Source organism: Gilliamella sp. BG2 (assembly GCF_046635645.1).
GTDB classification, from domain to species: Bacteria; Pseudomonadota; Gammaproteobacteria; order Enterobacterales; family Orbaceae; genus Gilliamella; species Gilliamella bombi.
In genome coordinates this window covers 1-10074 of sequence record NZ_JBIDFF010000042.1, presented here as the reverse complement: position 1 = coordinate 10074, position 10074 = coordinate 1, and the positions used below count along the sequence as shown (strand labels likewise).

At 33.7% G+C, this 10074-nt stretch carries 10 protein-coding genes and 1 pseudogene; 7 read left to right on the top strand and 4 right to left on the bottom strand.

Translation table 11 applies throughout. From position 1 onward, the window contains the following. The 3 genes and pseudogenes from ACGH6Q_RS11445 to nusG form a co-directional block, all read left to right on the top strand. Window positions 1-91 (top strand): annotated as a pseudogene (locus tag ACGH6Q_RS11445) (elongation factor Tu); the annotation flags it as partial. A gap of 134 nt (window positions 92-225) precedes the next feature. After that, window positions 226-627, top strand: a complete 402-nt coding sequence (secE, locus tag ACGH6Q_RS11440) for a preprotein translocase subunit SecE (protein WP_034913628.1) — start codon at window positions 226-228, stop codon at window positions 625-627. Window position 628: 1 nt separating this feature from the next. Beyond that, complete coding sequence (gene nusG, locus ACGH6Q_RS11435; RefSeq protein ID WP_034913625.1) at window positions 629-1174, top strand: transcription termination/antitermination protein NusG; 546 nt, start codon at window positions 629-631, stop codon at window positions 1172-1174. 212 nt (window positions 1175-1386) lie between these two features. On the opposite strand, the gene ACGH6Q_RS11430 is transcribed toward nusG, so the two are convergent. Further along, on the bottom strand, window positions 1387-1938 hold the full coding sequence (locus ACGH6Q_RS11430; RefSeq protein WP_411592860.1) for an HPP family protein: 552 nt from the start codon (window positions 1936-1938) through the stop codon (window positions 1387-1389). 180 nt (window positions 1939-2118) lie between these two features. Here ACGH6Q_RS11430 and ACGH6Q_RS11425 point away from each other — a divergent pair, with 180 nt between their 5' ends. Then, a complete protein-coding gene (locus ACGH6Q_RS11425) occupies window positions 2119-2691 on the top strand; it encodes a TetR/AcrR family transcriptional regulator (protein ID WP_065560458.1) in 573 nt (190 codons plus the stop codon). Window positions 2692-2758: 67 nt separating this feature from the next. On the opposite strand, the gene ACGH6Q_RS11420 is transcribed toward ACGH6Q_RS11425, so the two are convergent. Both ACGH6Q_RS11420 and ACGH6Q_RS11415 read right to left on the bottom strand, forming a co-directional pair. Beyond that, window positions 2759-4681 carry an ABC transporter ATP-binding protein gene (locus ACGH6Q_RS11420; protein WP_411578596.1) on the bottom strand — a complete coding sequence of 641 codons (1923 nt, stop codon included), beginning with the start codon at window positions 4679-4681 and terminating at the stop codon, window positions 2759-2761. Window positions 4682-4826: 145 nt separating this feature from the next. Continuing rightward, window positions 4827-6854 carry an OPT family oligopeptide transporter gene (locus ACGH6Q_RS11415; RefSeq protein ID WP_411592861.1) on the bottom strand — a complete coding sequence of 676 codons (2028 nt, stop codon included), beginning with the start codon at window positions 6852-6854 and terminating at the stop codon, window positions 4827-4829. Window positions 6855-7044: 190 nt separating this feature from the next. On the opposite strand from ACGH6Q_RS11415, the gene mazG reads away from it, so the two are divergent. The 3 genes from mazG to ACGH6Q_RS11400 all read left to right on the top strand — a co-directional run bounded on the left by mazG (window position 7045) and on the right by ACGH6Q_RS11400 (window position 9082). Next, window positions 7045-7860 (top strand): nucleoside triphosphate pyrophosphohydrolase, encoded by an 816-nt coding sequence (gene mazG / locus ACGH6Q_RS11410; protein WP_411592859.1) that lies wholly within the window; start codon window positions 7045-7047, stop codon window positions 7858-7860. Continuing rightward, window positions 7853-8293: a hypothetical protein gene (locus ACGH6Q_RS11405; RefSeq protein ID WP_034913613.1), complete on the top strand. Its 441-nt coding sequence runs from the start codon at window positions 7853-7855 to the stop codon at window positions 8291-8293. Before mazG ends, ACGH6Q_RS11405 begins: the two co-directional genes overlap by 8 nt. A 96-nt stretch (window positions 8294-8389) precedes the next feature. After that, complete coding sequence (locus ACGH6Q_RS11400; protein WP_218055792.1) at window positions 8390-9082, top strand: glutathione S-transferase family protein; 693 nt, start codon at window positions 8390-8392, stop codon at window positions 9080-9082. A gap of 112 nt (window positions 9083-9194) precedes the next feature. Here the strand turns inward: ACGH6Q_RS11400 and ACGH6Q_RS11395 are convergent, their stop codons facing one another. Next, window positions 9195-9683, bottom strand: coding sequence for a hypothetical protein (locus ACGH6Q_RS11395; RefSeq protein ID WP_411592858.1), 489 nt, complete (start codon window positions 9681-9683; stop codon window positions 9195-9197). Window positions 9684-10074: the final 391 nt, after the last annotated feature.

The following is a 10074-nucleotide window of genomic DNA, read 5'->3' as shown; positions in this document are numbered from 1 at the left end:
CCCAATCGCAATGGCAGACGGCTTACGTTTTGCGATTCGTGAAGGTGGTCGTACTGTTGGTGCGGGTGTTGTTGCTAGGGTTATTAAATAATCTAGTATTAGCTACCAATAGAAAGGGTATCAATAGATGCCCTTTCTTATCTAGTCTGTTTAGCAAAATGTTTTTGATAAAAGAGCATTTTGGAAAATAGATATTACTATAAATAACATAATTATGGGTTTTATATGCTAGTAAGTAACGAGAGTCAAGATTCAAATACTATTCTAGACAAATTTAAGTGGTGTTTAGTTTTAGTATTGATTGCATTTGTTGTTTGGGGAAATTTTTATTTTGCTGAACCAAATGATATATATCAACCTAATACAATCGTTCGGATTATTGCAGTTGTTGTAATTTCGTTATTAACGCTGTTAATTGCGATTACAACAAACATGGGTAAGTCATTTTTGTTATTTTTACAAGAATCTAGAAAAGAATTAAGAAAAGTTGTATGGCCAACACGTAAAGAAACAGCACAAACAACTTTACTTGTTGCAGCTATTACACTTTTTGTTGGTTTAGCGCTTTGGGGGATGGATACAGTATTCCGTTTAGTCATCTTTTATTTAACATCAATAGGGCGTTAATATGAGCGAAACACAACAAAAGCGATGGTATGTTATTCAAGCTTATTCTGGGTATGAAGCGAGGGTTGCACAATCATTACGTGAATACATCAAATTACATAATATGGAAGATGCATTTGGTGAAGTTTTAGTACCCACTGAAGAAGTTGTTGAAATGAAAAGTGGTCAACGCCGTAAAAGTGAACGTAAATTCTTTCCTGGTTATGTGCTAGTTGAAATGATGATGAATGATGCAACTTGGCATTTAGTAAAAAGTGTACCAAGAACAATGGGATTCATTGGTGGTACTTCGGATCGACCAGCGCCTATCAGCCAACGTGAAGTTGATGCTATCATGAATCGTTTACAACAAATAGGTGATAAACCACGCCCTAAAACACTATTTGAACCAGGCGAGCTTGTTCGTGTTAACGAAGGTCCATTTGCTGACTTTAATGGTGTAGTAGAAGAAGTTGATTACGAAAAAAGTCGCTTAAAAGTATCGGTTTCTATTTTTGGACGTTCAACGCCTGTAGAGCTAGATTTTAGTCAAGTTGAAAAGAGCTAATCTTTTGATATAGTTTTTCACTGAATTAGCTGTATCTTTTAGAAAACCACAAGAGTCTATCTTGTGGTTTTTGTTTTTATGAAAGAAATATAATGCCTTTCCAGAATTTGAGAATAATAGTTCTGTTTCTAATATATTTAATCAAAGTGAGTTGCCAAGGTAGATAAAACCACTATAGGATCATAATTTATTATTAATATAATACAGGCAATCTATTCTTTTTTAGATTTTTTTATTCTTTTACCCATATCAAAGTGATATCCCAACCAATAGTTAGGCCTACGTGCTTCGATTCCTATATTATTAACTATTAAAGCAACCATGACTAATAAAACTGAACCTATAAGTACTGGTGTTATCAAGAATGAATAGTCAGTAATTCCAGACATCATGATTAAAATAGGGTTTGCACCAGCTGGAGCGTGAACTACACGTAGTAACTGCATCAATGCGATAGATGTCCCAACTGCTAATGCTATCGGTATAATTCCATTACTAAATAAATTAATGAACAACACACCTATAAAAGACGAAATAAAATGCCCTCCTATAACACTTCTTGGTTGTGCTAATGGAGATTTAGGTGCAGCAAATAACAAGACGCATGTTGCACCAAATGGAGCCATAATTGCTAATGTATCTCCCCACTGAGTGATTACGAGCAAAGTTAAAATCCCTAAAGCACCCCCAATAAATCCTCTCAATATAGCTACTGCGTTAGGTTTAGGTGACATCACCTCTCCTCCTTTTAATTTTTCTAGCATAAATCTCTCCTGTTTGGTTAATGTGGGATTTTAATAAAACTAGTAAGTCTATTAAGTAAACCGTATCGTTTACTTAATGTATATTTATCAACTATAAAGGTCAAACATTATTTATAATTAACTATATTAGAGTTGTTGTGATAGAATCAAAAATATTCTAGCAATTACAAATAATAAAAAATGAAATTGAAGCCTGAAATTGTTGATATGATACTTGCTGCGGCTGAATCGCTGTTTAATGAATATGGTTATCATCCTGTTAGTTTAGAGCTTATTGCAGAAAATGCAGGTGTATCAAAAAGAACATTATATAAATATTTTGGTGACAAAAATGGGCTTGTAAGTAAAGTGTTACTTAGGCGGAATGATTGTTTTAAAAAATCACTTACAGATGTTATCGCTGTTTTTTCTGAAAAAAAAGACAAAATCAATGCAATTATTTCATGGCATATAAAATGGTTTAAGAATGATAATTACCGTGGTTGTATGTTTGTACGAGCCAAGTCTGAATATAACAATAAAAGCGAAGAAATATGCGCTATTGTTAGTGAACATAAAAAGTGGATTCAAGATAGGATTTTTGAATGTCTAGGAGGCACAAAGTCATGTGAACAAGCATCTTGCCTAATTATGTTAATACTTGAAGGTATGATATCTTGCACATCCGTTTTTGGTATTGAGGGATATGATTTTGAACAGGCAAAAATGTATATCTATGATATCGTCGATAACATTGGCGAGGATAACCTATGAATTTAAATAGCTGGCTTATAGACAATGGATAGCCATTACCTCAAGCCTATTAACCGAAATGATCAATTTAATCTAAGTTAAACGATTCCAATTGTTGTTGTAATTCTAACCATTGTAGTTCTGTTTCTTCTAATTGATTTTTAAGTTGGCTTTGCTCTAGTAACAAAGTTGTAAGTTCGTTTTTTTTGCTCGCATCATAGATTGCAGGATCAGACAGTTGTTCTTCAATTTGCTTTAATTGATGGGTTAATTTATCAAGCATCTGTTCTTCTTTTTGTAACTGTTTTTTTATTGGCTGCATTTGTGCACGTAATTCAGCTTGTTTACGTTTTTGCTCTTTACGATCTTGAGCTGATATATTACTTGTATTTTCTTTTTTGGGTGAATTTATTTCGTCATTTGATTGGTTATCATCTTTTTGTGCTTCGGCTAACCATTTTTGATAATCATCAAGATCGCCGTCAAATGGTTCAACTTTATGATCATGGACTAAATAGAATTCATCGGTGGTCGAACGCAACAAATGGCGATCATGTGACACCACAACTAATGCACCATCAAAATCAATTAGCGCTTCAGTCAATGCTTGTCGCATATCTAAATCTAGGTGGTTAGTTGGTTCGTCTAATAAAAGAAGATTTGGTTTTTGCCATACAATTAAAGCCAAAACAAGTCGCGCCTTTTCACCACCCGAGAAAGTTTTAACTGGCTCGGTGACTTTGTCGCCTTGAAAATCAAATCCACCTAAATAATTACGTAGTTCTTGCTCTGTATTTTTCGATTCAGCAAGTTGCGTTAAATGCCAAAGTGGTGACTCATCGGGGCGTAGATATTCTAATTGATGTTGAGCAAAATAGCCTAATTGAACACCTTTAGCGAGATTAATATGGCCTTCTTTAGGTGCAAGTTCACCAGCTAGCAATTTAATCAGTGTTGATTTACCTGCACCATTGCGTCCTAATAAGCCAATGCGTGAACCAGGGACTAAATTAAGCTTAATTTTTTCTAGTATAATTTTATCATCATAACCCGCTACGACTTTGTCCATCATTAACAAAGGGCTTGGTAAGAATTCTGATGGTTTAAAATTAAAATGAAATGGATTATCGACATGCGCAGGTGCAATTAGTTCCATTCTTTCTAGCATTTTTATACGGCTTTGCGCCTGTTTAGCTTTTGTTGCTTTGGCTCTAAATCGATCAATATAATTTTGTAAGTGTGCAACTTTAAGTTGTTGGCTTTCATAGAGAGATTGTTGTTGTGCTAACTTTGTAGATCGCTGAATCTCAAATGAAGAGTAGTTACCAGTGTATTCAAATAAACTTTTTTGTTCAATATGAATAATTTTATTGACTAAAGGATCTAAAAAATCACGATCGTGAGAAATTAAAATTAAAGTTCCTTGATAGTTGCTTAGCCATTTTTCAAGCCAAATGACAGCATCTAAATCAAGGTGATTGGTTGGTTCATCAAGCAATAATAAATCAGAACGACACATTAACGCTTGTGCCAAATTCAATCGCATTCGCCAACCACCAGAATAGGATTTAACGGGTGACATTAATTGCTCATTAGAAAAACCAAGACCATGTAATAATGTTGCAGCTCGTGCACGAATTGTCCATGCATCTATGGTATCAAGCTTTTCATGAATGACCGCAATTTGTTGACCATTATTTTGCTCATTGGCAATATTTAACTGCTTTTCTAATTGACGATATTCACGATCGCCATCAATCGCATATTCAATCGCAGGAATATCCAAGGCTGGTGTTTCTTGATTAACCCAAGCCAGTTGCCAGTGAGATGGAACACTCAATGTGCCTGCATCAGCTTGGATTTCACCTTTAATTAGCGAAAAAAGGGTGGATTTTCCGCAGCCATTTTTACCCACTAACCCCACTTTTTGTTGAGGATTAATGGTTGCTGATGCATTATCTAATAGCAGGTTAACGCCACGGCGCACTTGGATCGAATCAAAAACTATCATGATATTTATGTCTATTATTCAAAATAAAGTAGGTTAATAAAAATTGTTTTAATCATCTAAAATCAGGAACGTTATAAAACAATCAATTTAAAAAAAAAAGCCCTTTGTTGAAACGAAAAGGGCTTAAATTTAATTATTCGTAGACCTATTTTTTAATTGCTGATAAAGCACGACGGATAAAGAACGTACATATACCAACAAAAACAAAAAGCCCTAAAAGTTGCGGTAACATACCTAAATCGAACGGTATTGCGAGTGGAGCATCATTTCCGCCATTGGTGATACTAATCACAATTACAATAGCCAATAACACGCCAACTAAGCTCTCACCAACAATCAGGCCCGATGCAATTAGCGCCGCTTTACGATCAACTTTTTTGTATTGTTCTTCTGGATCTAAATTTTGCGCTTGGGCTTTTTTGTACGCATTACGTTTAATTATCCATGATAAAAAAGTACCAATAATAATTGGTGTTGTAATGCTTGGCGGTAAATAAATGCCTAACCCAACAGCAAGAGCTGGTATGCGAAAATTAGATTTATTTTGGGCAAGAATTAAATCAACAATAATAATAGCAGCACCTAAAGCAAGTCCTATTAAAATCATCGTCCAGTCAAGTTGATGAGCAAAAATTCCCTTAGCAATTGTTGTCATCAATGTTGCTTGTGGTGCAGCTAAAACTTGGCTTACATCCATATCTTGGCGAGGTAAAGCACCAGTAAAGCCATAAGCGTTATATAAAATCTCTAAAATAGGCGCAATAACAATTGCACCAACAACACAGCCAAGTAATAATGCGACTTGTTGTTTCCAAGGGGTAGCATGAACCAAATGACCTGTTTTTAGGTCTTGTAAATTATCATTTGAAATACAAGCGATCGCCAATACAGCACTGGTTGTAAAGAGCGCAAGTGCGGTTGCAAAATTAGAACCTTCAATAGAAGATAGCATACCATTAGCTTCGCCTAAACCTAATAAGATCAATGAAATGACTACCACAGCAACAATTGCTATTCCTGATATTGGGCTTGCTGATGAGCCAACAAGTCCAGCCATATAACCACAAGCGGCAGCCACTAAAAAACCCATAATAAAAGCAAATAATACAGCGCAAAAAACTAATGTCCAAGCGACGCCTGCTGATAACCCACTATTGTCAATGAAGCTATAAAAAGTCACTAACAAAATAGCTAACATACTGCCCATAATGACTAAAATAGTTTTAGGTGATAAATCCCGCTCGGTTGATGCAATATCACTGTCAGACGCATCTGAACGCATACTTTTAAACGAGATTTTTAACCCTTCGGCCATCGGTTTGATTAACGTGAGTAATGTCCAAACGGCTGCAATTGCGATTACCCCTGCACCAATAAAACGAATATCTTTTGCCCAAAATCCCATAGCAACTTCAGATAACGGTTGACTAGTATCATAATCGGTAATTGCACTTAAAATTGGAACGCCAAATACCCAACCAATAATAGTACCAATTAAAATAGCAATTCCAGACATAATTCCGATTAAATAACCAGCACTAAGTAAAGCTAATGAGAACCCTATAGGCAGTTGAAAAATAGACTTACCAGCAGTAAACCAATAAGCAGTGCTTTCTGATAACGCACGAAAACCATTAGTAAAAAGGCTAACAATGGATGCAATCACGCCACCAAATAAAATATCTTTTAGCCCATCATTAGCTTCATTATTATCGGTTTTAGAGCCAGCTTTTAAAATTTCAGCGGCAGCCACACCTTCAGGATAAGGTAAATTACTTTTAACGACCATTACATGACGTAAAGGAATTGAAAATAAAACCCCAAGCATTCCGCCTGCGGCACATATTGCAAAGGTTAGCCAAAAAGGAAAGTGTTGCCAATAACCAATCATTAACAACCCTGGTAGCACAAAAATAATTGAAGATAAAGTGCCAGCTGCTGATGCCTGAGTTTGCACCATATTATTCTCTAAAATAGTTGAACCTGAAAACAGTTTCAATACAGCCATTGAAATTACTGCAGCAGGGATTGCTGACGAAAAAGTTAATCCAACTTTTAAGCCAAGATAAACATTCGATGCAGTAAAAATAACAGTAATAAGAGCGCCGAGAATGGTACCTCTTAAAGTAAGCTCGCGTAAATTATTCATATTGTTTAATAACGTTAAATTAATAAGCAGGTATTATATACTTAATTCACATTTATCGGCTAGAAGTTCCGTCTTTAAGGCTATTTTTACAATTTATATTATTATTTTTGGTGAAATAATTATCAATAATAGCAAAATATATAAGCGCCAATGTTTAAAAGAGTAACCGTTTTGCTATGAAACCATTTACAATAGTTCAATCAATGATTGATTTATGAGAGATATTTTGAACGCATTACAACGCTTACAAGCCATAACCAAACAACTTCGTGATCCTGTTAATGGTTGTCAATGGGATCGGCAACAAACTTTTGCATCACTAAAATCGTATACTTTAGAAGAAACCTATGAAGTTTTAGATGCAATTGATAAACAAGACATGGATGAGCTAAAAAAAGAACTTGGTGATCTACTATTTCACATTGTCTTTTATGCTGATTTAGCCCAAGAACAAGGAAGCTTTAATTTTGATGAGATTTGTTTATCGGTTGTAGATAAATTAGTTTATCGTCATCCTCATATTTTTACTGAAAAAAAGAATGAAAAAACTAACTGGGAACAACTTAAACAAAAAGAACGAGACCAAAAAGCGCAATATTCATTGCTTGACGATATACCCCAAGCAATACCAGCGTTAATGCAAGCAGAAAAAATTCAAAAGCGTTGTGCCTCGGTTGGTTTTGATTGGCATGATATAAAAACTGTGCTTGATAAAGTAAAAGAAGAAATTGGTGAAGTCGAGCAAGAATTAGAACGCACTAAACAAGATCCACAAAAAATTGAGGAAGAACTTGGTGATTTATTGTTTGCGACTGTCAATTTAGCTAGACATTTAAAGGTTAAATCAGAACTCTGTTTACAGCAAGCCAATAAAAAATTTACCCGACGATTTCAACAAGTAGAATCGATACTCAAACAAAAAAACTTATCTTTAATTGATGCAACGCTTGAACAAATGGAAGACGCGTGGCAAAGTGTTAAGCAATTAGAACAGATTAAACTCAATAGCGAAGTGAATAAAAATGACTGAACAAAAAAATGAATTATATCAAGAGATCGAAGCATGGGCACAAAATGCGATATTAAATAGTCCAAAATGGAGCATTAATCAGCTCGATTACTCTGAAAAAAGTATTACGGTTGTTGAAATGATCATCAGTGAACTGGCTGAAAAAAACTTTAGCATTCCAGAAGAACAACTCAACATGATATCGCAAGAATACGGATGTTATTTGTTGCTCACCGCCCATAAAATATACGGAGGTGAGTTTTATTGGAACGAAGAATTTCAACAACCCATGTTAATTTGCTGTGAACCTGATGCCATGATAGTCCTCATGACATGGAACAAAGTAAAAGGACGATTAGTAGGGGATAAAGCCGATCATATTGCTTATTTCTTAGATGAATTTGGCAAAGCTACTTTTCAACCCGAAAAAGGCACTCATGTGGTTTATTTGTAATAAAAATAATCATTCTTAAAATTCTTTACCAATAAAACTAAGCAAGTAGATAAATATTAACAAACTTTATATTATTGAATTAGATGGAGATTGAAAGTGAATTACAAACTTTATATAGGTAATAAAAACTATTCAACGTGGTCTATGCGCCCTTGGGTTGTAATGAAACACTTTGGTATTCCTTTTGATGAAAAGTTTGTTAGATTTGATAACCTTGACGATAAATCTGCTTTTAAAGCAACAATATCCTCAATATCGAAATATGGTACAGTACCAATTTTAGTTGATAATGATGTGGTGATATCTGATTCTTTGGCTATTTGTGAATACTTGGCTGAAAAACATCCCAACTTAGCTTTATGGCCGATAGATACTAAAAAAAGGGCTAATGCTCGCAGTTTAGTGGCTAAAATGCATTCAGGATTTTCTGCTATTAGAAAACATTTACCAATGAATATTGAAGCTGAGTTTTTCGAAATTGGGCAAATTATTTTACGTGATCATGCTGATGTCAAAAATGAAATTTCTCTTGTTGATGAATTATTATCTTCTTTCTTAAATTTTAATTTACCTCAATCTAACTACTTATTTGGTGAATTTACTATTGCTGATGCTTTCTATGCACCAATGTGTTTAAGGCTAAAAAATTTCGGTATCAAAACATCGGCAACGTTAACCAACTACATTAACACTATTTGTCAAACTCATAGTGTTAAAGAATGGATAAGTGAGGCAATGCAAGAAAAAGATTTTATTGTGGTGGATGAACCTTATCGTCTACACCGTTAATTAACAAATTCTAAGATATTTTTAAATTACTCGTGTGATAGCCTCGAATCTTTGAGGCTAAACAGATACTTTGTACACTAAAAGCAACGTTATTACTGTCTAAATAACTTAATTATTCATAAATAGTTGTTAATCGAGAAAATCTTGTTCTTAATGAAATATAATCTTTTGAAAAATAATTAAATTTAATTTCTATCTCTTGGTTTATTAATTTAAATTTCATAATAACATAAGGATGAAAATCAAATTTAGCAGAGAATAAATCATCATAATTAAGCCTTGATACAATTTTATTTGTATCTTTATCTGTAAAGCAGATTTGTTTGTTCATTCGATCAAAATACATAAAATTTTTGTAAGTTTTATCGCAATAAAAATTTGAACGCACAAACTCATCCTTAAACTCATTTTTAAAAATTGTAATATGTTTATTAATAATAATATTTGTGTATTTAATAAATACCAGATAGTAAGCTAAAACGCCAATAATGATAAATATGAGTCCAATATAATAATTTTTGAATAAAAAACTGCAAAAAGAAAAGGCCCCCAAAAGTGGCAAACATCCGCCAGCAATAAATCTTGTAATTGAAAATAACACCTATACCTCCTTTGTATTATGTGTAAATTATATTTTGAAAAAGATATTCAATATAATCAAGCTTTAATTCCTATAGTTAAACGTATAACAGCCTGAACATTTTTATTTTTTTAATGCTTCTTAAGCTTAGTAGGGTTTAGAACATTTTGGCCTTTTACGCAAGTTAATAATATCAGTGATATTGTCCAAATTAGGTTATTTTTATGCAAAATTTCATAATGCCTAGCGACACCTCCCTGATTGAAATACTAAACAGTTTTAGTTATCGACAGTCGATAATGTGCAAAAAATTCCCTATCCCTAAAGTTGAATTATTTTCATCTTTACATTTCTTTACAAAAAAGTCCGCCAAAAAACTAGCCAACAATTTTTAAAATGGTTATACTTTTAT